Source organism: Iodobacter fluviatilis (assembly GCF_004194535.1).
GTDB classification, from domain to species: Bacteria; Pseudomonadota; Gammaproteobacteria; order Burkholderiales; family Chitinibacteraceae; genus Iodobacter; species Iodobacter fluviatilis_A.
On sequence record NZ_CP025781.1, the window covers coordinates 762,753 to 786,699 of the forward strand.

The window sequence follows — 23,947 nt, forward strand, 5'->3', positions numbered from 1 at the left end:
TTGCACACCCATTTACAATGCCAAGAATCGCCAAGCCAGCTTCCCGCAATTGACCCACCGCATAAAACCATTGATACTCCACTGACATACTGACACAAAACTGACTTTCAACCCAAAGTGAGTATCAATCATGCAAAAGTCATTACCCCGCCCAGGCAAGCTTGCACAAATCAGTCTGATCTGCGCCCTTTTAATCCATTCATTTTCTGCCCAAGCTGCCGATCAAACGTGGATTAAGCAAAGTAATAACGATGCCAAATTGCTACTGCAATTAATGAGCAAATACTCACCGGAAAACGCTGGCAATTTAGGTGTAGATGGTTTAGACGAGCAAATTACTGATTTATCCCAAGATTGGTTTAATAGCAAGACAGCAGATACCCGTAGCATTATCTTGCAATTACAACAACGCTTAAAGCAAGAAACAAATCAAAAAAATAAACAAGACCTGAAAATATTAATCAATAGTGCCGAAAACTTTTTACGCCAAGAAAATTTAAACCGAGAATACTTCCTGCCCTTTATTGACTTAACGGGTTTAATTTCAAATGTAGTCCAGCAAACCTTAGATCCAAGAGTGCCAAAATCACGCCAGCAGGCTTTACTAGTACGCTTAAATAAATATGCGGGCCAGCATAAAGACTTTAAACCCATCACAGTTTTAGCCGCAGACCGAATGCACGAGCGATTAAAAGCCAATCCACAATTGATTAGGCCTTTTAAAGGCGATGTTGAGCAGGCTTTAAGCGATGGGCCAGTCTATTTAGCGGGCATCAAAGACATGCTGGCTAAAAGTGAAATAAAAGGCTGGGAAACCAGCTGGGCGATATTAGAGCAACAACTCATCACTTATAATCAGCTCATAGCAAAAGAAGTATTACCGCTAGCGCGCAATGATCATAAATTGCCCGCCGAAGTCTATGCCAATAATCTACGCGAGTTTGGTGTTGATATCTCGCCAGAAGAATTAATATCTAAAGCGCTCACCTCATTTGCTGAAATTCGTAATCAAATGACCATTAGTGCAGGAATTGTAGCCAAAGAACATCACTTTGCTGATGCGGATTATCGCGCGGTGATTCGTGAATTAAAGAAAACACAAATCCCCAAAGAAAATGTCATTTCCAAATATAGTGACATCCTCGGGCAAATTGAAACCATTATTAAACAACAGCAAATTGTAACGCTGCCTGATCGTAAAGCCGTTATTCGCCTAGCCAGCGATGCAGAAAATGCCAACCAACCTGCACCACATATGAACCCGCCCCGCCTAATTGGCAATACCGGAGAATATGGAGAGTTTGTATTAACCACGGGGCTTACTGCAGGTGCATCCAGCAAAACGTTGCACTTTGATGATTTTACCCATCAAGCGGGCACTTGGACGCTGACCGCACATGAAGCAAGGCCAGGCCATGAATTGCAATTCGCCAAAATGATCGAAACAGGCGTTTCCACCGCAAGGGCCGTATTTGCCTTTAATAGCACCAATGTGGAAGGCTGGGCCTTATATGCCGAAGCCGAAATGCAGCCTTTTGAACCTATGGACGGCCAATTGTTTGCCCTGCAGCACCGCATGCTGCGAGCCGCTCGCGCCTTTTTAGACCCCATGGTGAATTTAGGACAGATGCCAGCGGAAGGAGCCAAAACCTTTTTGATGGAAGAAGTTGGCCTATCCGAAGCCATGGCCACCCAAGAAGTGCAGCGCTATACCTTCCGCTCCCCAGGCCAAGCAACATCCTACTTTTACGGCTATCAACAGCTGATGGAAACCCGCCAAATCGCCGAAATCGCCCTGCGCAAAAAATTCGAACGCCGCGCCTTTAATGATTTTGTACTATCGCAAGGCTTGGTGCCGGGGCGTATTTTACGTGAGGCCGTCATTCAGGAATTTGTGCCTGCACGCTTGTAATCACTAAGCGCCAACTAAGCAGCAATATGTAAAGCGCAAAAATAGACTCTTGCGCACCGCAGCCGGTGCGCAAGCGCAGCGCTTAGAAAACAGCCCCAAGCATAAACAAAGCATCTACTTTTGTTCATAACAAAAACACTCATCCCCAATTGTGCATACGGCACAAAGCAGCCATCCTCCCTTAGATCTGCCTTCATCGCTGCTGCATGTTAAAATCGCTGCCTTTCACGTATTCGACAGCAGCTAATGACAGCCACCGGCAGCGCCTCTAGTCCTATTTCAGAGCAAAACTACCTTCAGCAAATTGCCGACGCGCAATTAACCGACAGAGGCAATCTGGAGCGCCTGTTGCACCGCGTCAACCAGCGGCAAGCCAAGCAGCAGCCTTGTGATAAAGAATTGCGCGAGCTGGAAGCGGGCATTGCCAAATCGCTGGCCAAAAGCGAGCAGCGCAGAAGCCGCCTGCCCCACCCGGAATTCGATGAAAACCTGCCGGTTAATCAGCGTAAAGACGAGCTATCTGAGGCGATTGCCAAGCATCAGGTGGTGATTGTGTGCGGTGAAACCGGCTCGGGTAAAACCACGCAGTTACCGAAGATTTGTCTGGAGCTGGGCCGTGGCGTGCATGGCTTGATTGGCCACACCCAACCGCGCCGCCTTGCCGCCAGATCGGTGGCAACGCGCATCGGGCAGGAATTAAAATCTGAAAATGCCGTTGGTTTTAAGGTGCGCTTTACCGATAAAACGACTGACGCCAGCTATATCAAGCTGATGACCGACGGGATTTTGCTGGCGGAAACGTTATCTGATCCTTATCTCTTAAAATACGACACGATTATTATCGACGAGGCGCACGAGCGCAGCCTGAATATCGATTTCTTACTCGGCTATATCAAGCAGCTGCTGCCAAAGCGCCCCGAGCTGAAAGTGATCGTTACCTCCGCCACCATCGATGCCGATCGCTTTAGTCAGCATTTTGCTGGTGCACCTGTCATGGAAGTCTCTGGCCGCACCTTCCCGGTGGAAGTGCGCTATCAGCCATTACACGCCATTGATGAAGACGATCAAGAACTAGAAATGGAAGAAGCCATTGTGCAAGCCATTGAAGGCCTATGGCGTACCGATGGTAGTGGTGATGTGCTGGTGTTTTTGCCAGGCGAGCGCGAGATTCGTGAAACCGCCGAAGAGCTGCGCAAAGCCAAGCTAAGAGACGCCGAAATTCTGCCGCTATTTGCACGGCTTTCAAACGAAGATCAGCAGCGGATTTTCCGCTCCACTAGCACTGGCCGCCGCATTATCCTGGGCACCAACGTGGCCGAAACCTCGCTCACCGTACCGGGCATCCGCTATGTGGTTGATTCTGGCCATGCGCGGATTAAACGCTATTCGCCGCGCGCCAAGGTCGAACAATTACTGGTTGAGAAAATATCCCAAGCCTCAGCCCGCCAGCGCTCTGGGCGTTGCGGCCGGGTGGCTTCCGGTATTTGCGTGCGTCTTTATGATGAAGCTGACTTTAATAACCGCTCTGAATTTACCGATCCAGAAATCGTTCGCTCGTCTTTAGCTGCGGTTATCTTGCGTATGGCTGCGCTAAAACTGGGCCATATCGATAACTTTCCTTTCTTAGAAGCGCCATCCAGCCGCTTGGTCAGCGATGGTTATCAGCAGCTGCGTGAGCTGGGTGCGGTGGATAGCGAAGATCAGCTTACGCCTATCGGCAAGCAGCTCGCCCGCCTGCCGGTCGACCCACGCATAGGCCGTATGCTGCTGGCTGGCCGCGATGAACAATGCTTGGCAGAAATCCTGATTATTGCCTCGGCGCTATCGGCACAAGATCCGCGCGAGCGCCCTTTTGACGCAAAAGAAGCCGCTACCCGCGCACAAGCTAAGTTTGTGGAAGATAAATCCGACTTTTTATCTTTCCTGCGCATGTGGGAATTCTTTAGCGAGGCGCTGGATAATAAAACCAGTAATCGTCAGCTGATTAACCTCTGCCACGAGCACTTTTTATCTTATCTACGCTTACGTGAATGGCGTGATCTGCACAGGCAGCTGGCCGAAATTTGCCAAGATATGGATTTAAGGCTGAACGAAACGCCAGGCACGCCGGAGCAAATCCTTAAAGCCCTGATGACAGGCTTACTCGGCAATATCGGCTTTAAACAGCCGGAAAACGACGAATACCTTGGCGCGCGCGGGATTAAATTTAATATTTTCCCAGGCTCTGGCCTGAAAAAAGCACGCCCCAAATGGATTATCGCCGCCGAGATTGTGGAAACATCCAAAATCTATGGCCGCTGCGTAGCTGCCATTGAGCCAGAGTGGGTAGAGCGCATTGCTGGCCATCTGGTTAACCGCCATTATTTTGATCCGCACTGGGAAAAAACCTCGGCTCAAGTCAACGCCAGCGAGCGCGTTACCCTGTATGGCCTGCCAATTGTGCCCAAACGCCGCGTGCATTTTGGCAAGATCGATCCAGTGGCCGCACGGGAGATTTTTATCCGCGAAGCGCTGGTACGCTTTAACTACAACAGCCGCGCCAAATTCTTTGAGCACAATAAAGAACTCATTCTGGATGTGCAGGATTTAGAACACAAAGCCCGCCGTCAGGATGTGCTGGTGGATGATGACGCGCTGTTTGCATTTTTTGACGCAAAGATTCCCGCAGATATCGTCAATGGCGCTGGTTTTGAGGCATGGCGTAAGCAGATCGAGAGGGATAATCCGCAGCATTTATTCTTAAGCCGCGACGATTTAATGCAGCATGGCGCAGATGCGGTGACGGAAGAACAATTCCCAGAATTTTTCCGCCTGAACGACGCAAAACTGCCGCTCTCTTACCGCTTTGAGCCCGCTCACCCGCTAGATGGCGTGACCATTACCCTGCCCTTGCACCTGTTAAACCGCGTGAACCACGCTATTTTTGACTGGCTAGTGCCGGGCATGATTCGCGAAAAAATCACCCTACTGATTAAGTCTTTGCCTAAATCTATCCGCCGTATTTGTGTGCCGGTGCCAGAATTTGCCACCAAAATGCTGATTGCGCTGGATCAGGCTTCGCGCTCTGAACCCTTATTACCGCAACTGGCGCAGGCCGTAGGCCGTGGCGCGGGGCTGATCGTGCCAGCGGATGAGTTTAATCCCAAGGATTTGCCAACGCATCTGCAAATGAACTTCAGAATTGTGGATGATGCAGGGCAAGAGCTGGCTCAAGGCCGCGACCTGATCGCACTGCGCGCCCAGCTGGGCGAAGCCGCGCAAATGACTTTTCGCGATGCCGCCGATGATAGCGTTAGCATCGAAAAAACCGGCATCATCAAATGGGATTTTGGCGAGCTGCCCGCTAAGATCAACTTTAAGCGCCAAGGCCGCCCGATTACTGGCTTCCCCGGCCTTGTGCCGGAAGAAGATGCCGTGGCGATTCGCCTATTTGATACAGAATTTGCAGCGAGCATCGCACACCGCAGTGGCGTGATTTGCTTACTTAAATTTGAACTAAAAGACCATGTTAAACAGCTGCCTAAATCACTGCCAACCTTCAACCCGCTAGCGCTGCAATTACGCGGAGTATGCAATGGCGATGAATTAATGGAAGACGTGGTCGCCACCATTTGCGACCGCGCCTTTATTGGTGAAGATGAGCCACCACGTAAGCCCAAAGACTTTGAAGGGCAGAAATCGCGCGCCAAAGTGCGCCTGCCTTCGGTACGCGACGCGGTCATGCGCATCTTGGCCGAGCTAACCAACGAATACGTGGCGCTCAATAAGCTGCTGGCCAAACCCTCGCCCTTTGCCAACAGCATGAACGAGCTGCTTGGCCAGCTGGTTTTCAAAGGCTTTTTGCAGCAAACACCGTGGGAGCAATTACCACGCTTGCCCATCTATGTAAAAGCCATGCGCATCCGCGCTGAAAAACGCGTTGCCAACCCGCAAAGAGACGGCCAGCGCGGCGCAGAAATCAACGAGCTGTATAAGCGCTGGGAAGCAGAAATGCTCAAATGGGAAAAAGAAGGCCGCGACACCGCCCCACTCGCCCCATTTCGCTGGATGATCGAAGAGCTACGCGTTGGGCTATTTGCACAAGAGCTAAAAACGCCTTATCCAGTATCGGTGAAGCGCTTGAGCAAGGTATTTGAGGATTTAACACGGCGTTAAAAAAAACACCCCGGTGAATCAAATCGGGGTATTTTTTATCTATTTAATTAAAATATTTTAGAGCATTTAATGCTATTGAGATAAACCCCTCCGCACACACTCAGCTTTGTATATTTTTCAGTACGAGTATATAAGCCCGTTAAAGTATTGTTAGCCAAATCAAAAATCACATTTTGCGACCAGTCAATTAACGCCTGTGCCTTTACTATTATTAAAGGTTTCTGCCTTAAAATTATTCAGCTGATTATTGCCGGAATAAATTGCAATCAATCTTATGTAGTGGATATTACATAAATACAAGTATATTACATTATACTTTTTTATCTTTCTCAAAACCAAGATTAAAACTTACAAAACCACTCATCCCCTCCGGCACAATTTATGCTGCGTGCTTATTTCCTCTTCACTAAGGAAATATCATGCGTATCACCCAGAGTGATTTACAGCTGGCCAGCCAGCACGCCAGCAGTAGCGAAACGCTGCAGTCTTTGCAAGTGGGGCAGAAGCTGAGCCTAGATGAGCCGGGGGCGGGTTTGTTTGCTGATTTTTTTAATGAGCAGCTCTCGGCGCTCTCAAGTGGTCTGGATAAGGCCAAACAGCAGGAGCAAGCAGGCAAAGACGTAGATAAGAGCAAGGAGCAGCGCTTTCAATCTTTATGGGAAATGCTGTTTGGTGATGGCCGCACGCCTGCGCAAAGCCCTCCTTCTCCCTGCACCAATGACAAGTTAAGCAGCCAGCCAACTGATGCAGCGGCCCCAGCCACGAGCAAAGGCTATCAGCTGCAGATTCTGGCGATAGAGCACACTAAAACCACCGAGAGTTGCAACTTTAACGCCAGCGGCAAAGTTTGCCTTAGCGATGGCAGCACACGGCAATTTGACGTTGGATATCAGAATGCCCAGAGTAGTGAAACCACCCGCGTTGCAGGGGCACAGTGGCTGAACATCAAAGACCCGCTAGTGATTGATACAGGTGCGGCCACAAACAAACTCAGCCCACAAACCGTGGCTTTTGATCTAGATAGCGATGGTAAAAAAGAAAACATGCGCCTGCCCGACGCTGGCTCTGGCCTGCTGTTTTTAGACCGTAATCACAACGGCAGCGCCGATAATGGCAGCGAGCTATTCGGCCCAGAAAGCGGCAATGGCTTTAGTGAATTAGCTAAGCTTGATGATGATCACAACGGCTGGATTGATGAGGGCGATACCGCTTATAAAGACTTAAAACTTTGGCAAAGTGGCGAGCAGAGCAATGGCCGAATACAAACCCTCGCCGAGGCTGGCGTAGGCGCAATGGCCACCCAAAGTACCACCACCGAATTTACCCTGAAAGAAGAAGGCAATGTTCTCGGCCAAATCCGCGCCAGCAGCGTGTGGCTAGGGGAACACAGCGGCGCGGGAACCGTCAGGCAAATTGATTTAGTCACAAGGCCGCAGGCTTGATTTGGCAACCAGAAGTGTGGCAGACACATCCTTACTTTCTTTATCTAGTACAAAGCGGCAGGCCCAGCAGCGGGCCTGCACGCAAAACTTAATCAAAGCAAGGCTACGCAATCATCCAGCGGCTAAAGTAGCACTTAATTCTGCTGCCAAAGCATACGCACGCTGCACTGCAGGCCTTGCTGCCACAGCGTTAAACCAGCGCTTTAGGTGAGGAAAATCATCAAGATTTTGGCCTTGCTGCGCATAGGGGGCGATCCACGGATAGCAAGCCATATCGGCGATAGAGTATTCACCGGCAATAAACTCTTTATCTGCCAGCTGCTTATTCAATACCGAATACAGCCTTGTGGTTTCAGTGACGTAGCGATTAATGGCATAAGGGATTTTTTCTGGGGCGTATAAAGAGAAATGATGATTTTGCCCAGCCATCGGGCCTAAGCCGCCCATTTGCCAAAATAGCCATTGCAACATGAGCTGCTTATCTCTGAAATTACTGGGGATAAACTGGCCGGTTTTTTCTGCCAAATAAAGCAAAATAGCGCCGGATTCAAATAGAGAAATCCCCTCGCCATGATCGCTAGGGGAATGGTCCACAATAGCGGGAATACGGTTATTGGGCGCAATACTTAAAAAATCTGGCGCAAATTGCTCGCCTTTACCGATATTAATGGGGTGAACTCGGTAATCTAAGCCGGTTTCTTCCAAAAAAATGCGTACTTTATGCCCGTTTGGGGTCATCCAATAGTAGAGATCTATCATCGCTTACCCTCTGCATCAGCCCGCAGCTGAGTCACGCTTTTACCCGCATGGCCCCAATCATCGGTATCCACTTCTTGGATAATTACAAAGGTCGTGGCGGGGTCTTTATTTAAAACCTTAACCAATACATCAGTCACACCGGCAATCACGGCAGATTTTTGCGCTGCAGTAGCGCCATCACGGGTAATTTGAATATTAACGACAGGCATGAAACTTCCTTGATTAAGGTGAACGTAGTAATCATATCTGTGCCCGCGGCTTAAATTACAACAGCCATCGCAAAATCGATTACAACCCATAACCAATATACTTATTTGCATCCCTCTTGCTCATTTCTTATCGTTTGCCTGAAAATATCAACGGTAAGAGAGATAACGCCTAGCAGCCTGTCGGACTTAAGCGATCGTAGCGAGGGAAAGACCGGTTTGAGACATATTTCGTGGGTTTTTGAGGCGAATAACTGGCTATTCAACGAGAAAATGCGTGAAATATGGCCAACATACAACAACCTGATTATGTCTCTTGTTTTGAAGTGGTGCGACAATTGGGATTTAAGCACCGAGTTATCCAAGCCCCCAAAGGTAAGACCGAACCGGAAATTGACGCATTTAAATGGCTTAATGTGATGCTGGGGAATCTAAAAACGGCGCAATCAGGGACCTATCATGCATTCAAATACAGTAAATATGCAGGCCGCTATTTGGCAGAAATGCAGTATCGATTTAATCGGCATTTTGATTTGTATGCTACATGCCTTACTCATAGCCAAGCCTTGCCCGCGTGGGCGCTTGGCTGAGCAAGAGACATCATCAGGAACGTTTTTTGAAAGAGAGCTACGACAAAAAATATTACCATGAGGGATAATAACATTTTTCTTATTTACTAAATATACAATTAGGTTAATTTAATATGATTAGTTTATTTAAAGCAAAAATAAATATTTCCTCTGATAACTTGCAGAGCGCCATCGTTAAAAAATCAAACAACAAATCATTATCCAGTAAAACGTTGGATAAGTTGGTGAAAATAACAAATACTCAGTATGAATTTAAAAACGGGGAAGCGGAATTAATTTTCAGAGATAAACCTTGTATTAATAATGCAAACACCAAGAAGATATCCAAATTAATTAAAGACATTAAAAACATACAATCCATTAAAGATAATTCTTTTATTAAATCTCAAATTGTCTCATGGGAAACTAATGCGAAACAATTGTTAGAAAAAAATAGTGAGCCTAAGAAAATAAAGCAACTTCTAGGTCAAGGATCAAGAGGATCTGTATATAAAGATGGTGACTCCATACTCAAGAAAACAAAAAATTTAACACCAAATGAAATTTCTCATGAAGCAAATATGTGTAATGAATATAATTTAAAAAAAGGGAGCTCTCAAAATGTAGCGACCATAGTAGGTAAATGCATAAAAATGCCATTTATGAGCGGCAAAACTCCCGATACTCAAGATACACTAACTGGTGTTAACTCTCTGTTTCAAGCAGGTTTTTTGATGGGTGATGCAAGTCCATCAAACTTTTTAAAAACTGTGGAAGGCGGTGTAGAGCCCGTAGATTTCGGACTTGTATTTAAGCACGATGAATTAGAATGCATTGATAATGAAGTGAAAAAGAACATTGTAAGCGACTATATTAAAGGTGGATTTAGATACATTCCAAACGAAATTAAGAAAGATTACAATTCATGCATCAAGAAATTAGATAATCTTCTTGGGAAAGATAGTCCCACGAGAAAGATGAATATAAAAGTACTTTCAAAAGTAGGATTCTAATTCATAGCCACAAAGGTGTTCCTGATAATGTCTCTTGCTCAGGAACCCTTGATTTAGTCATTCGCGCGGAGCAAGGTGAACAAACGCTCTACCTTGCGGAGGTGGATCATGCCCATCAATGGCATCCAGATGCAGTCTTTGCCGGGTTCATCCAGCTGTACGGCACAGAGCTATGGAATTGTTGTCATTGTTCGCCAAGCCAGTTTGACGGCAAGAACCATGATGCACCAGTCGCAACTCCCCCTGACCAAGTGGTTTCTGGCTGTTTATCTGCTGACGCAATTGAAAACTAATATCGTTGCTTTATCGCTACGCCGACAGCTTGGAATCACTTGGAAAGCCGCATGGTTGCTGAAACATAAGTTGGTGGAGGCCATGCGCCAGCGTGAGTCAGGCCGCCCCTTGAGTGGAGACGTTCGGATTGATGGACGCATATCTTGGCGGCGAGCGTAACGGTGGCAAGGCCGGAACGGAAATTGATGCATTCAAATGGCTTAATGTGATGCTGGGGAATTTAAAAACGGCGCAATCAGCACACGTATCATGCATTCAAATACAGTAAATATGCAGGTCGTTATTTGGCAGAGATGCAGTATCAATTTAATCGGCGTTTTGATTTGTGTGCCCTTATCCCACGCATGCTACATGCCTTACTCATAGCCAAGCCTTGCCCGCGTGGGCGCTTGGCTGAGCAAGAGAGATAATCAGGAAGATAAATGGCATGACTGCCGTGCAGTGTTGGCATGTACATTTAGTACCATTTTTTGGCTAAGTGACATGATGATATTAAATATGTATTTGATATACACGAGAACCGTTTGAAGATCAAAAATAATGCGCTGTGATTGAGCATCACATACCGAAGTTTTTTTGTTATAATTTTGCAAGAGAATCGATTTATTACCGTATTGTAGCCGAGCGAATTAAATATCACTTTAACTTATGGTGCTTATTTTTGTTTAGAAAAATGGACGTTTTTTTATATGAAAATAGGGGATTTAAATTAGATTATCTCATGATGTTGAGCATGTTACAGTGATCGCGTTTACTTGGGATTTAAACCACTAGGGGTAAAATATGAAATCAATATCTAGAAAATTGGCATTAAAACGACCCGTACTTCATCATTTAACTATAAGCCTATTTCTACTTGGCATACATACAAGCAGCATGGCACAGACGCCTATTAAGCCAACTAATGCAGCAACTAATGCAGCAACTAATACGACAGGGCCTTCCGCTAGCGGTGTTAATAATGCGCTTTTATATGCGGTTGCTTGGAAAAAAACGGCCGCTGAATATCGCGCGCTTTATTATCAGGGCTTTAATATTGCACGTATCCATGTTCAGAATGCGCTGGATAAGCATAAAGCGGGTGATAAACCACTGGCCATTGTGACAGACATGGACGATACGATCGTAAACCTCCTAGATTACTGGAGCCTTCTAATTAATCAAAATAAGGACTATTTTGATGATGCCGAATGGGATAAATTGATTCCTGAGAATAAAATAACCGCATCACCCGGCTCTACCGAGTTTTTAAAATTTTGTGCGGATAATAAAGTTGAAGTTTTTTATGTTACGAGTCGCGATCAAGGGGAAAAAACGTATGAATACGCCCTCGGCCACCTTAAACATTTAGGCTTTCCGTATGCGGACACGTCGCACTTAACGGTACTGCAAGACACCTCCAATAAAGAAAAGCGGCAGGATGAGATAATGAAAAGCTTTAATGTCGTTGTTTTTTTAGGCGATAATCTTAATGACTTTAGGCGTAAATATTACATAAAAAATAATATTGATGCCCGTATAAAAGCAATGGAAGCGGATCGTGATCAATATGGTGTGAATTATATTTTATTCCCCAATCCAACGGATGGCCATTGGTTAGCCGCAATTTATGGTGAATCCGAACCTCTTCCAACTAATGCCAATCGTGAGTTAATGAAAAAGGCGGCAAGCAAACCCTACTAAAAAGCCTCCTGATTATGTCTCTTGCTCAGTACCCCTTGATTTAGCCATTCGCGCGGCGTAAAGTGAACGAACGTTCTACTTTGCGGAGGTGAATCATGCCCATTAATGGCATCCAGATGCAAAAAGGCCTGTCTTTGCCTGAGTTCATCCAGTTGTACGGCTCAGAGCAGCAGTGCGAAGACGCATTGCAAAAAGTGCGCTGGCCACAAGGGTTTCGCTGCCCAAAATGTCATGGACAAAATGCCGGCACATTTATACGCGGCAAAACGCGTATATGGGATTGTTGTCATTGTTCGCATCAAGCCAGTTTGACGGCAGGAACCATGATGCACCAGTCGCAACTCCCCCTGACCAAGTGGTTTCTGGCTGTTTATCTGGTGACGCAATTGAAAACCGATATCGCTGCTTTATCGCTACGCCGACAACTTGGAATCACTTGGAAAGCCGCATGGTTGCTGAAACATAAGTTGATGGAGGCCATGCGCCAGCGTGGCCGCCCCTTGAGTGGAGACCTTCGGATTGATGGACGCATATCTTGGCGGCGGGCGTAACGGTGGCAAGGCCGGAACGGAAATTGATGCATTCAAATGGCTTAATGTGATGCTGGGGAATTTAAAAACGGCGCAATCTGGCACTTACCATGCATTCAAATACAGTAAATATGCGGGTCGCTATTTGGCAGAGATGCAGTACCGATTTAATCGGCGTTTTGATTTGTGTGCCCTTATCCCACGCATGCTACATGCCTTACTCATTGCTGAGCCTTGCCCGTACCGGCGCTTGGCTGAGCAAGAGACATCATCAGGTAACAATTTATGGGCAAAAAAATAGCCGCAATATTCTGCAGGCTATTTTTATAATTCTAAATATTAATTGAGTTCATCACTTTTCATGTATTTAGCGCCATTCACGGTTACTTCTGCGCTTAAACCATTTTTAGTGAATTGATAAACATAGACGTTTTCTGCCAAATGCTTAGCACCGGCTACTTGCCCACCTGTTTTGCCTAGCTTCGCAGCAGCCCCTGCTTCACCGCTTGCACTCCAACCCGATGAAACAAATTTATTATAGGCATCGATGCTAGTAAATACCCAAACCTCACGGGTTTCCTTAGCGCCTAAACCTAGGCCCAATTTACCCTGCAGCATATTCATATAAGTACGCTTGCCCGATGCAACCGCTACCCCATCCCCACCACCGGCCCCAACAAACATGGCCTGAAAACCACCGGTGCGAAACACCGCATATGCCGGTGCTTTAGCAATTTGAGACTTAGCCTTCGGATATTTTTTATATACCTGTGCAAGCGTCTCGCTTGCAGTACGGTCAATCTCTGTACGGCGCTCTGCAGGTGTTTTTTGATCCGCTGCAGAAGCAGTATTATTTTGTTTTACAGCAGAATCTGCCAATACTGGCAAAGATAGTATGGTGGCTAGCACCAGAATAGTTGAACGTAATCGCATAATTAAACTCCTAATTGGATAAGTTTCAGATAAGCCCTTACAAATATAAGTTCTTATTATTTTTCAAATTTATTAAGTTTTTAATTATTAACTCTCCTAATATTACGTAATGTATCCAAAACATCTTCTAGTTCAAAAATAAAACTATGAATAATGTTTATTTCCAAACGGAAAGACTGCGCTTATTTTGAATAACTATCCACCATAAAATGATAAATTGCTTCAAATTACCATTAATAATTTATGCTGATAAGCCCATTAAAAACCCAAGCTTAAGCAAATCAGTGCAATTAACATTGATTAATCTAAATGACAACACCCAATCAACGATCTAACTTTCTGGCCAGTAGTGCGGCAATCGTGCCCAAGGCTTACAGCAGATACACAGGTATAATCGCTTCACCCGATCAACACACTCTCGCCCCTATGCCACGTATCCAGCAATTACCCGACCATTTAATCAACCAGATTGCCGCTGGCGAAGTGGTAGAGCGCCCCGCTTCTGCGCTAAAAGAGCTGCTTGAAAATAGCCTAGATGCAGGCAGCCAAAGCCTAAATATCGAGTTACTGGCGGGTGGCACCAAGCTCATTAAGGTGATTGATGATGGCTGCGGCATTGCCAAGGACGAGCTACCACTAGCGCTGCACCGCCATGCCACCAGTAAAATCCGTGATCTAGAAGACTTGCAAAAAGTGGCCACGCTGGGTTTTAGGGGCGAAGGGCTGGCGAGTATTGCCTCGGTTTCAAGGCTTACACTCAGTAGCCGTGAGCAGGGCTCAGATTACGCATGGCGAGTAGATGCCGATAATGGCCATGTGAGCGAGCCAGAGCCAACATCGCTCAGCCAAGGCAGCGCAATTGAAATTCACGAACTGTATTATCAAGTACCGGCAAGACGTAAGTTTTTAAAATCTGAATCCACCGAATACGCGCATTGCAACGATATGGTACAGCGCTTAGCGCTAGCCAATCCTGACGTGCAATTTACGCTAACCCACAATGGCCGTGCCCAGCTGCGCCTTTTAGCAGGCGATTTAGCCAAACGCGCGGCAGCGATTTTAGGCGATGAATTTGTGGCCTCGGGTGTGCAGGTAGATGAAGGGTTTGGAGGCTTACGGCTCTGGGGCATTACCGGCTCACCCACGCTGGGTAAATCCAGCCGCGATGCGCAGTATTTCTTTGTAAATGGCCGCTTTGTACGGGATAAAGTGGTGCAACACGCCCTGCGGGAAGCTTACCGCGATGTGCTGCACCACGATAAACACGCCGCTTATTGCTTATTCTTAGAGCTAGATCCTGAAGGGGTGGATGTCAACGTTCACCCGACCAAAATTGAAGTGCGCTTTCGTGAATCGCAAGCGATTTACCGCTTTATGCTCACTAGCCTAAAAAAAGCGCTAGCAGGCACCCGTGCGGGCACAACCCCAGCTGGCATCGATCCAGAAACCGGCGAAATTGCCGCGCCAGACTCTAGTGTGATGGCCCCAGCCCCAACCTTAACACCTAAAAATTACGCAGAAATGGCTTATAAGCAGCAGGGGAATATTCCGCTGCAGCCGCGTGTGCAGGCTCCGATGGCGTTTTATGACACGATGTTTGGTGATTTAAAGCGTGACCAAAACAATGAATCTAACGCTGTTGGTGCAGAAAATCTGCTCGCCAGTTTGGACATGCCCGCCATGCCATCCACCCGAGCACCCGCCATACCGCTCGGCGCACTGGCTCAACCCACATTCAATCCGGCAGTCATTCAAAACGCCAGCAGCTCAGATACCGTACCCCCGCTGGGCTTTGCACTCGGGCAACTGCACGGTGTTTATATTTTGGCACAAAACGCCGAGGGGCTGATCGTGGTGGATATGCACGCCGCCCATGAGCGAGTGGTGTATGAGCAGCTTAAAAACGCCCTCGATCTGCAGCAAATGCCCACGCAACCACTGCTGATTCCTCATGTTTTTCCTGCGGATAAACACGATGTGGCCACGGTAGAAGACAACGCGGCCACGCTGGAGGCGATTGGTTTTGAGATTTCGGTGCAGTCCCCTACCCAGCTAGCTATCCGCTCCCTGCCCATGCTACTGAAAGACGCCAACCCTATCGAGCTGGCGCAAGCCGTGCTCAAAGATATTCGCACTGTAGGCGCTAGCGAAGTGCTGGCTGGTCGGCAAAATGAGCTACTCGCTACCATGGCTTGCCACGGCTCGGTGCGTGCCAACCGCAGCCTAACCATTCCCGAAATGAACGCCCTCTTACGCCAGATGGAAAACACCGAGCGCAGCGGCCAATGCAATCACGGCCGCCCAACTTGGTTCAGAATGACACTGAGTGAGTTGGATAAAATGTTTATGCGTGGATCTTAGGCAGGCCCAGTGCCCACGCCTACCTTCGCCAAGAACACGGCATGCCATGTGCCCCTGCAGCAAACTTTGTCATGCCTATTTAACCCATGGGTGTAAACATCCCCACCCCACAGCTTCTTCCTAACGAGCACCCATGCCCGCAAATGCCTTAATCGTTAAACTCTTTGCTGCCCCACTGCTCATCGCAGCTGCCAGTCTGGCTGGGCGGCGTTGGGGGCCGCAGATTGCTGGCTTGCTGGGCGGCCTGCCGCTGGTTGCCCTCCCGATTATCCTAACGCTGTGGCTAGAACATGGCCCCGACTATGCAATTAAAGTAGCAGGGTCCGCATCGGCAGGGCTGTGGGCGAATGTGGTGTATATGCTGGTGTTAGCTCATGCCAGCCGCTATTTTGCTTGGCAGGGTACGATTATCACCGGATGGGTGGCCTATTTAGCGGTGGCTTTTGCGCTGGCGGGCAGCGGGCTGGCTTCCTCTGGCTTTGTCAGCGTCAGCGTGCTGGCAGGTCTGTGGCTTGCCATTTATTTTATCCCGCGCCCGCAGGCGATCAACAGCTCGCCGCTGCCTAAAATTGAGCTTTACGCCCGTATGCTGGCTGCACTATTGCTGGTGCTTGGCTTATCTAGCTTGTCTTTAATGCTGGGCAGTACCATGACGGGCCTACTCGCGGGTTTTCCCGTAGCGGCCACCGTTATTCCAGCATTTACCCTTGCTAACGCAGGCCGCAACCCTTTGCTACTCCAATTACGAGGGTTTTTAATCGGCCTCACCGGCTTTAGCGTGTTCTTTTTAATCTGGCCCCCATTAGCCACCCAAATAGGCCTGCTCGCCTTTGCCCCGCCTTAGCTGCAGCACTATTAACAGGGCTTTTGATGCGATATTTAAGCCAGAGGTTTCACTGAAATAACTTCTGAGGTAAAAGGATAAAGACCTCAGCAAGGCCCCCTCACGATCTAAATTACATCAGGGCATGCGCGCCCTGATAAGCAAGATAAAGCCCGACTAAGCAAATGAGGCCACCTGAAAAATACGGTGCTTTTCGGGCAAACTCACCAAAGCCATTCCAGCGGGTGGCAACGTGTTTGAGGCTCAGCGCGGCCAGTAATCCTGAAGCCACCATTGTGAGTGCTAATCCAATACTGAAACACAGCACCAGTGTTGCGCCAAGGGCAATTTTCTTTAACTGCAAACACAGCAGCAACACGGTAATAGAGGCAGGGCAAGGAATCAACCCGCCGGTGAGGCCAAACATAATAATTTGGCCGGTTGTGACTTGCCGATTTGCAAAGCGGCGGCAAATATCATTGGCATGTGCAAGCTCATGCGGGTCTTGAAAACCAGCCGCTGAAACGTCCAGCCCTTGATGATCATGCTCAGTAAATTCCACCTCATATTCATGACTATGGGATTCGTGGCCTAAGCGTAAATGGGCGATAAACTCATGAGGTTCAGGGATTTCTTGTTCAGACTCTACAAAGCCATCGCACTGGATAAATGTGAAACGCTGGCGTTGGCCATCACTTCTTTCTGTTTCAATTTGCACCTGATCTGCCCCCCAAACCGTGCCTTGTGCACTTTCGTTAAGTACACGAAAACGGGGCAGCACTCCTTCTTCAAAAACCTCTAAGCGCAGCAAGCCGTGTCCTGTATCAATGTGCTTGGATTCATCATGGCCGTGATCGTGAGTAATAAACTGCTGCCGCCAAGTTCGCCACATCATCCAGATTGCAACCGCAATAATCAGTACGGCAGAAGCAAGCTGAAAATAAGGCTCAGTGGCCTCTGCATTCCAGCTTTGCCCAAAATACAATCCCGCCATAGCAATCGCCCAAACGACGGCCGTATGTGAAAGCGTAGCCGATAACCCAAGCAACACGGCCTGAGCAACCGTACCACGCACCGCAACAATAAAAGCGGCCATCATCGTTTTTGAATGCCCAGGCTCTAGCCCATGTAAGGCCCCCAGCAAGATGGCACTGGGAATAAACAGCCAGGCATTTCCCTGCTGTAAAAGGGTAGAAAAGTCAGTCATGGGAGGCTCAGTATTCAATTTGACCTTTTCATCATACTCCCCCTAGTATAAGCATGCTAATCTGCGTTCTGTTTTTGTACACAGAGATAAGTCCATATGTCACACACACATCAGGATAAAGCTAAGCTACTTACACGCGTTAGACGTATTCAGGGCCAGGCTAATGCGCTAGAAAAACAACTGAATGAAGACCCAGATTGCATTGCCATTCTTCAGCAGATTGCCGCTATTCGTGGCGCTGTAAATGGATTAATGACTGCGGTGATTGAAGGCCATTTAATGGAGCATATTGTGCAAGAGCCAGACTTGGCTCTAAGGCAAAAAGACTCAGAAGTGCTACTACAGATTATTAAATCTTATCTGAAGTAGTCCCTTGATTACTAAACAAGACTGGGTGCTGACAACGCTAGCGTCATCCCCTACTCCGTTTTATAAGCTCGCTTACGAACAAAAATTTGCCATAAAAACCAATAAGCCTCGCGAATTAATTAATGACATCTTGGCTAACCTATAAAAGTAATCAATAACTGAGCAATTCAGCACACAAATAATCAGACGGCTTTTTGAAAAATTCGCTATATCGCAGCAATCTGCAACAGCACAGTCAATGATGAGTTTAGGGTTAATACATGGAAATTTATATACGATAAGGGGTGTCATGACGGCTTTTTTTCTTGCCTAAAGCAGTACAAACCCTTGATTTGATTGGTGCGCCCAGTAGGAATCGAACCTACGACCTTCAGCTTCGGAAACTGACACTCTATCCAACTGAGCTATGAGCGCACTTGAGGAAGGAGCGAATAATAACGTGTTTATGCGCATCAGTCTACGTGTAGGCTTTGTTGCTTGCTACAAAATGTCGGTATAATCCCCGTCAATAATATATGGTTTTATTTCCAACTCATGAACTTACATAAAAAGGGATGACAATGAGCGGTAGCAACGTGAAAGCGTCAAAGGGCATTGCTGGCATGATTCTGGCGGCAGTGATTGGGGTGCCGCTATTTGTTTATCTGCTTATCAAGCTATTTACGTCAGGCAGTGGCATTGATATCACGCGCTCGACAATGACCACAGAAGCAGTATCAGCACGCTTACAACCCGTAGGCAGTATCAAGATTGTGGATGGTGGCCCTCCTGGCTCAAAAAGCGGTAAAGCCGTTTACGAATCGCTCTGTATTTCCTGTCATGGCACGGGCTTAGCAGGCGCGCCTAAATTTGCCGATGCTGCGGATTGGGGTGCTCGTATTTCCAAAGGTTTTGAAACCCTATGGACTCACGCCATTCAAGGCTTTAACGCGATGCCAGCTAAAGGTGGCGCGGCTGATCTGACCGATGATGAAGTCAAACGTGCGGTTGCCTTTATGGGTAATTCAGCGGGAGCTAAATTTGAAGAGCCTAAAGTAGAAGGGGCAGCGGCAGGTGCTGCCGTAGATCCAGCCACTAAGGGTAAAGAAATTTATGATTCTGTATGTATGGCTTGCCACACAGCGGGCTTAGCGGGTGCACCTAAATTTGGCGACAAGGCCGATTGGGCGCCACGCTTGAAAGATGGCGTGGATAACGCCATTGCAATCGCGATTAAAGGCATCAACGCAATGCCACCTAAAGGCGGTTATAGCGGCTCCGATGCAGAATTTGCTGCAGCAGCCCACTATATTATTAACGCCAGTAAATAATTTAGCGGTGTTATCACAAAAAGCGGGCAACTTTGCCCGCTTTTTTGCGTTTATCAAGCCACTATCTTGATACTAAGTAGCGATTCAAAGAAAATGCCCTCCCTTAGCTGATGCTATTGGCTTAAATCAGTAATTGACTTAAGTAACAATGGCCTACTCCGTATTTTTCCCGGGTTTCCGATATGGAGTGTGTCTATTAGCCCGTGGTGTGCAAGGCACTTATTATGTTGAGTTATTGGCTAGCAGCCTGTCGGACTTAAGACTGATCTACTGCGGAAAAGCCGGATTTGGCCATATTTCACGCATTTCCTCGTTGAATAGCCAGCTATTCGCCTCAAAAACCCGCGAAATCTGTCTCAAACCGGTCTTTCCCTCGCTACGATCGCTTAAGTCCGACAGGCTGCTAGGGTCTGTTGACGTTTCATTCACGGCTGCGTTTGGCCCATTTTTGAGGCTGAACAAGGAGAAAATTGCGACATGGTACGAGTACCATGAGCGATTTTTAACGCCGTGCAGCCCCAAAAGTGGGCTAAACCCGAAGGGCTGAGCCGGAAAATGGCCATTCACTGCGTTATGCTCCTCGACAATAATCCATTATTGCCTTCGTCACATGCCTTGTGCTTGGCCGTTTTCCGGCTTAGTGAAACGTCAACATACCCTAGTATTAGGCGTTGCCGTTTTTACTGAAATTATCTGGGCTTTATCCTTAAAATATATTCAATTACACCCTAATCCTTGGGCTGTAGCAGGATCAATTGCTTTATCTTTTTTGAATATGGCATTGTTGTCTTATACAATGAAAGGTATTCTGGCAGGCACCGCCTATGCAATTGGGACGGGGCTTGGTGCAGTAGGGGTAACGATTGGCGGCATTATGCTCTTTGGCGATCCCCTAGGATCAACGCGAATTTTCTTTTTATACTTAATCGTTAGCGGTGTAGTCTGGCTAAAATTAGCATCTTAATTAAAAAAAAGCCTGCTCTTATTGAAAAGAGCAGGCTTTTTTTATCTCTCATTCTTATGCCTTAGGCACGGCTGCGAGGGCATCAACCAGCAGCTCCCAAAACGAGGCTACCGAGGCAATTTCTACCCGCTCATCAGGGGAATGAGCACCACGAATCGTAGGACCAAAAGACACCATATCCATATTTGGATAGGCAGCACCCAGCAAGCCACATTCAAGGCCAGCATGAATCACTTGCACGGCGGGCTGCTCGCCATAGCGCTGCTGATAGGTGTTTTGTAACAGCGCCAAGGCGGTTGAGTTGAGATCAGGCGTCCAGCCTGGATACTCGCCCTCTTCTTCTACGACACAACCCGCTAAGCGGCCTACCGCCGTAATCGCATCAGCTAACTCGCGCATACGAATATTTTTGAGTGACCTCACCATCAAGACCGCTTCAAAACGCCCATTATCCACGCTCACTACACCCAGATTATTTGAGGTTTCTACCACACCCGGCAAAGATTTACTCCAGCGACGCACGCCATGTGGCAAGGCCAACAGTAAATCCAGCGCTAAGCGTGCATGAGCCGCAATAGGCACGATAGCGGCAGTGGATGGCTTTAAGCTAAGCGTTAGATTTGGATCCGTGTCGGCTAATTCATCACGAAATAGCGCTTGATAGCTATCCACAATTTCAGCCAAACGCGGCGCATCACACGCTGCAACAGATATTTTCGCAAAGGCTTCGCGCGCTAGCGCATTACGCAAACTGCCACCATTGAACGAAACCAGCTTAGCTTCAATATCGCGGCTGGCGGCGTTCATTACCCGTGCTAATAAGCGAATCGCATTACCACGCTCTAAATGAATATCCACACCAGAATGGCCACCAACCAAACCAGTCAAGCCGATTTCAAACACATCAAAGCCAGCCGCAAGTGGCTCAGTGCCTAATTTACGCCCCAAGCTAATATCCACCCCGCCAGCACAACCAACGTAAACCTCGCCCCACTCTTCAGTATCTAAATTCAGCAGCAAAGAGCCTTGCAACAAGCCCGCTTCCAATGCCCGTGCGCCGGTCATACCGCTTTCTTCATCAATCGTAAGCAGTACTTCAAGTGGGCCATGTGGCAAATTGCTCTCGAGCATGGCCAAGGCTGCCGCGACTCCAATCCCATTATCTGCACCTAAAGTAGTGCCCTCTGCGTACACCCAGCCATTTTCGATGCGGGTGCGAATTGGATCCTTCATAAAATCATGCGCATTTCCAGCGTTTTTTTGCGCCACCATATCCAAGTGGCCTTGCAAAACCACACCTTGCCGATCTTCCATTCCTGATGATGCGGGCTTACGGATAATTAAATTTCCACCACTATCCAACTGTGCCGCCAATCCACGGCCTAACGCCCACGACAAGATATGCTCACGCAAAGCAGATTCGTGCCGCGAAGGACGTGGGAAACGACAAATTGTGTCGAAATGACGCCATAAAGGCAGAGGAGCAAGATCTGTGATTACCATGGCTTAATTCTCAGTCAATGACAAGATACAGCGATTTGCCATCTTAATGGGCAAAAGAAAAAAATGGGCTGTAAATAAAACCCAGCAAATTAATTAGACAAGTTAAATTCTTATAACAAGAAAAAAAATTAATTTAAAAAAGAATAACAAACAACGCAAGTAAAGAAAAAAAAAGAGCCGCTTTATATCGCTGTTATATAGCAAGCCATCAATCTGTCCGATCTAAAGGCGGACGTTTCCATAAAACGACTTGAAAAACAACACATGGCCTTAGCATTCTGCGGCAAAAAAAAGCGCCTCATTGCTTATTTTTATAAAAAAATGGCGGTTTTACTACACAGTAACTAAACAAATAAATCAAAGACCCTAGGGTCTGTTGACGTTTCATTCACGGCTGCGTTTGGCCCCTTTTTGGGGCTGAACAAGGAGAAAATTGCGACATGGTACGAGCACCATGAGCGATTTTTAACTTTCGTTCCGCCCCAAAAAGGGGCTACACCCTCGGGCTATGCCGGAAAATGGCCATTCACGGCGTGAGGCTCCTCGACAATAACCCGTTATTGCCTTCCTCACATGCCTTGTGCCTGGCCGTTTTCCGGCTCAGCGCAATGGCGAATGAAATGTCAACAGAGCCACATCTTAAAACTCAACATCTTTAAATTAACCTTATGACTATTTTTTTATTTTGCTAGCTAACTGCAATGACAATAATCAGTCAATCAAGCATCACTAATAAATTTAGCTTATCCATATAATTATATTTAATCATTGCCGCCGCACTCTCGGCACATAAAGCATTGCTAAAAACAAAAAAACAGTACATTACATTGAAAAAATAGAAGAACTCAGCATTTTTAAGCAGCTTTTAAGCTGGGGCGCATTATATATTAATCATCATTCTTATTAAAAGAAGGGATAACCGTGACAGCGGTTCTTACATGACAAGTGGTATTATCCCGCACCATTGCAAAGAAAAATATCTATGTTATCAAGCCAAGGTTTACTACTCTCGCTCATTGCCTCACTGGTTTTTTCAGTTTTAGGCTGGTTTAGCACCCAGCTTACCCCTCTACACGGCTTAGATATCTTTGCTTGGCGAGTAATTTGGACGATACCAGCCATGCTACTGCTTTTAGCGCTGCTAAAACATGGTCCCAAAATGCGCAGCACCCTGACCCGCTTTAGGCACGAGCCCATTCTATGGCTGGCCCTGCCTGTAAATGCGCTGCTTTTAGCAATTCAGCAATTAATGTTTATGTGGGCACCACTAGAAGGCCGCTTGCAAGAAGTCTCGCTCGGCTACTTTTTATTACCCTTAGTGATGGTGCTGGTCGGCTTTTTTGTTTACAAAGAACGCCCTAATCGCTTGCAATGGCTTGCAGTTTTTCTTGCGCTACTTGGCGTCATGCATGAGCTTTGGCTAACTCGTGCGTTTTCTTGGGTAACGCTCGTCACCGCTTTAGGCTACCCACCCTATTTAATGATACGCAGGGCTTTGCATCTAGACCCATTTAGTGGCTTTTTGCTAGAGACGCTTTTTATCTTACCCGCAGCGATTGCCTTGGTTTATCTGCACCCAGCCGCAACAGCGGCCCTACAAAGCACCCCCATACTTTGGGTGTTACTGCCCTGCCTTGGCATCATGACGGCAACAGCCTTTGTTTGTTATTTAATGGCCAGCAAACTACTCACCATTGGCCTGCTTGGCATTTTGGGTTATGTAGAGCCCGTCATGCTATTTATGATCTCGCTATTTATCCTTGGCGAGCCATTTAGCGCCGCTGGCCTAGGCACTTATATCCCTATTTGGCTTGCCATTATGCTGACCTGCTGGCATAGCGCACAGACCTTACATCGCCAGCGAAAAAAATAAACACCAGTAGAGCCAGCCCTACTGCCCCCTTCCCAGCTCAG

17 protein-coding genes, 1 tRNA gene and 2 pseudogenes are annotated in these 23,947 nt (G+C 47.2%); 14 read left to right on the forward strand and 6 right to left on the reverse strand.

Annotated elements, in window-relative coordinates; all coding sequences use genetic code 11:
- The first annotated feature begins 130 nt into the window (after positions 1-130).
- The 3 genes from C1H71_RS03245 to C1H71_RS03255 all read left to right on the forward strand — a co-directional run bounded on the left by C1H71_RS03245 (position 131) and on the right by C1H71_RS03255 (position 7,509).
- A complete protein-coding gene (locus tag C1H71_RS03245; RefSeq protein ID WP_130105292.1) occupies positions 131-1,912 on the forward strand; it encodes a DUF885 domain-containing protein in 1,782 nt (593 codons plus the stop codon).
- A gap of 246 nt (positions 1,913-2,158) precedes the next feature.
- Positions 2,159-6,067, forward strand: coding sequence for an ATP-dependent RNA helicase HrpA (hrpA, locus tag C1H71_RS03250; RefSeq protein ID WP_130105293.1), 3,909 nt, complete (start codon positions 2,159-2,161; stop codon positions 6,065-6,067).
- 419 nt (positions 6,068-6,486) lie between these two features.
- Positions 6,487-7,509, forward strand: coding sequence for a hypothetical protein (locus tag C1H71_RS03255; RefSeq protein ID WP_130105294.1), 1,023 nt, complete (start codon positions 6,487-6,489; stop codon positions 7,507-7,509).
- 111 nt (positions 7,510-7,620) lie between these two features.
- Here C1H71_RS03255 and C1H71_RS03260 read toward each other — a convergent pair whose 3' ends face one another.
- Both C1H71_RS03260 and C1H71_RS03265 read right to left on the reverse strand, forming a co-directional pair.
- Complete coding sequence (locus tag C1H71_RS03260; protein WP_130105295.1) at positions 7,621-8,268, reverse strand: glutathione binding-like protein; 648 nt, start codon at positions 8,266-8,268, stop codon at positions 7,621-7,623.
- Complete coding sequence (locus C1H71_RS03265) at positions 8,265-8,477, reverse strand: tautomerase family protein (protein WP_130105296.1); 213 nt, start codon at positions 8,475-8,477, stop codon at positions 8,265-8,267. Before C1H71_RS03265 ends, C1H71_RS03260 begins: the two co-directional genes overlap by 4 nt.
- A 281-nt stretch (positions 8,478-8,758) precedes the next feature.
- On the opposite strand from C1H71_RS03265, the pseudogene C1H71_RS21245 reads away from it, so the two are divergent.
- The 5 genes and pseudogenes from C1H71_RS21245 to C1H71_RS03290 all read left to right on the forward strand — a co-directional run.
- A pseudogene (locus C1H71_RS21245) lies at positions 8,759-9,010 on the forward strand (transposase); the annotation flags it as partial.
- A gap of 167 nt (positions 9,011-9,177) precedes the next feature.
- Positions 9,178-10,056, forward strand: a complete 879-nt coding sequence (locus C1H71_RS03275; protein ID WP_130105298.1) for a hypothetical protein — start codon at positions 9,178-9,180, stop codon at positions 10,054-10,056.
- A 108-nt stretch (positions 10,057-10,164) separates the two neighbouring features.
- Complete coding sequence (locus C1H71_RS03280; RefSeq protein WP_130105299.1) at positions 10,165-10,509, forward strand: hypothetical protein; 345 nt, start codon at positions 10,165-10,167, stop codon at positions 10,507-10,509.
- A gap of 624 nt (positions 10,510-11,133) precedes the next feature.
- On the forward strand, positions 11,134-12,033 hold the full coding sequence (locus C1H71_RS03285; protein ID WP_223145974.1) for a 5'-nucleotidase, lipoprotein e(P4) family: 900 nt from the start codon (positions 11,134-11,136) through the stop codon (positions 12,031-12,033).
- A 95-nt stretch (positions 12,034-12,128) separates the two neighbouring features.
- Positions 12,129-12,864 (forward strand): annotated as a pseudogene (locus tag C1H71_RS03290) (transposase).
- Between the two features lie 38 nt (positions 12,865-12,902).
- On the opposite strand, the gene C1H71_RS03295 reads toward C1H71_RS03290, so the two are convergent.
- Positions 12,903-13,496, reverse strand: coding sequence for a YSC84-related protein (locus C1H71_RS03295; protein ID WP_130105300.1), 594 nt, complete (start codon positions 13,494-13,496; stop codon positions 12,903-12,905).
- A gap of 309 nt (positions 13,497-13,805) precedes the next feature.
- On the opposite strand from C1H71_RS03295, the gene mutL reads away from it, so the two are divergent.
- Both mutL and C1H71_RS03305 read left to right on the forward strand, forming a co-directional pair.
- Positions 13,806-15,857, forward strand: a complete 2,052-nt coding sequence (gene mutL, locus C1H71_RS03300; RefSeq protein ID WP_308418298.1) for a DNA mismatch repair endonuclease MutL — start codon at positions 13,806-13,808, stop codon at positions 15,855-15,857.
- Between the two features lie 133 nt (positions 15,858-15,990).
- Positions 15,991-16,701, forward strand: a complete 711-nt coding sequence (locus C1H71_RS03305) for a hypothetical protein (RefSeq protein WP_130105301.1) — start codon at positions 15,991-15,993, stop codon at positions 16,699-16,701.
- 112 nt (positions 16,702-16,813) lie between these two features.
- Here C1H71_RS03305 and C1H71_RS03310 read toward each other — a convergent pair whose 3' ends face one another.
- The gene (locus C1H71_RS03310) at positions 16,814-17,887 is read right to left on the reverse strand and encodes a nickel/cobalt efflux protein RcnA (RefSeq protein WP_130105302.1); all 1,074 of its coding nucleotides are present in this window, start codon (positions 17,885-17,887) and stop codon (positions 16,814-16,816) included.
- A 96-nt stretch (positions 17,888-17,983) separates the two neighbouring features.
- Here C1H71_RS03310 and C1H71_RS03315 point away from each other — a divergent pair, with 96 nt between their 5' ends.
- A complete protein-coding gene (locus C1H71_RS03315) occupies positions 17,984-18,256 on the forward strand; it encodes a metal/formaldehyde-sensitive transcriptional repressor (RefSeq protein WP_130105303.1) in 273 nt (90 codons plus the stop codon).
- A gap of 337 nt (positions 18,257-18,593) precedes the next feature.
- On the opposite strand, the gene C1H71_RS03320 is transcribed toward C1H71_RS03315, so the two are convergent.
- Positions 18,594-18,670, reverse strand: a tRNA-Arg gene (locus C1H71_RS03320).
- A 146-nt stretch (positions 18,671-18,816) separates the two neighbouring features.
- Here C1H71_RS03320 and C1H71_RS03325 point away from each other — a divergent pair.
- Positions 18,817-19,566 (forward strand): c-type cytochrome, encoded by a 750-nt coding sequence (locus tag C1H71_RS03325; protein ID WP_130105304.1) that lies wholly within the window; start codon positions 18,817-18,819, stop codon positions 19,564-19,566.
- A 640-nt stretch (positions 19,567-20,206) separates the two neighbouring features.
- The gene (locus C1H71_RS03330) at positions 20,207-20,530 is read left to right on the forward strand and encodes a DMT family transporter (protein ID WP_262488381.1); all 324 of its coding nucleotides are present in this window, start codon (positions 20,207-20,209) and stop codon (positions 20,528-20,530) included.
- A 54-nt stretch (positions 20,531-20,584) separates the two neighbouring features.
- Here the strand turns inward: C1H71_RS03330 and C1H71_RS03335 are convergent, their stop codons facing one another.
- Positions 20,585-22,033, reverse strand: coding sequence for an aminoacyl-histidine dipeptidase (locus C1H71_RS03335; RefSeq protein ID WP_130105306.1), 1,449 nt, complete (start codon positions 22,031-22,033; stop codon positions 20,585-20,587).
- Between the two features lie 982 nt (positions 22,034-23,015).
- Here C1H71_RS03335 and rarD point away from each other — a divergent pair.
- Positions 23,016-23,906: an EamA family transporter RarD gene (gene rarD / locus C1H71_RS03340; RefSeq protein ID WP_130105307.1), complete on the forward strand. Its 891-nt coding sequence runs from the start codon at positions 23,016-23,018 to the stop codon at positions 23,904-23,906.
- Positions 23,907-23,947 lie beyond the last annotated feature (41 nt).